Origin of the sequence: Microcella sp. (genome assembly GCF_046293215.1) — a bacterium.
Lineage (GTDB): Bacteria > Actinomycetota > Actinomycetes > Actinomycetales > Microbacteriaceae > Microcella.
The window spans coordinates 1,025-1,562 of sequence record NZ_JBKBPI010000018.1 but is presented as its reverse complement, the minus strand read 5'-3'; the positions used below and the strand labels follow the sequence as shown (position 1 = coordinate 1,562).

Annotated in this window: 1 rRNA gene (only partly in view); it reads right to left on the bottom strand. The window is 56.1% G+C overall.

Features of this window, described 5'->3' with window-relative positions:
* Positions 1-538, bottom strand: a 23S ribosomal RNA gene (locus tag ACK4SC_RS11660) (its annotated part continues 1,024 nt past the right edge of the window); the annotation flags it as partial.

Below are 538 nucleotides of genomic sequence, written 5' to 3'. Positions count from 1 at the left end.
CCTGTTATCCCTAGAGTACCTTTTATCCGTTGAGCGATGGCCCTTCCACTCGGGACCACCGGATCACTATGGCCGACTTTCGTCTCTGCTCGACTTGTCAGTCTCGCAGTCAGGCGAGCTTATGCCATTGCACTCGACGAGCGATTTCCGACCGCTCTGAGCCCACCATCGCGCGCCTCCGTTACACTTTAGGAGGCGACCGCCCCAGTCAAACTACCCACCACGCCATGTCCCGGGACCGGATAACGGCCCTCGGTTAGACGTCAACGACAGTAAGGGTGGTATTTCAAGGACGACTCCACCAGAGCTGGCGCCCCGGTTTCATAGTCTCCCACCTATCCTACACATACGGTCGCTAACGCCAAGGCGAAGCTATAGTAAAGGTTCATAGGGTCTTTCCGTCTGACCGCGGGAACCCCGCATCTTCACGGGGAATTCAATTTCACTGAGCCTATGCTGGAGACAGTGGGGAAGTCGTTACGCCATTCGTGCAGGTCGGAACTTACCCGACAAGGAATTTCGCTACCTTAGGACCGTT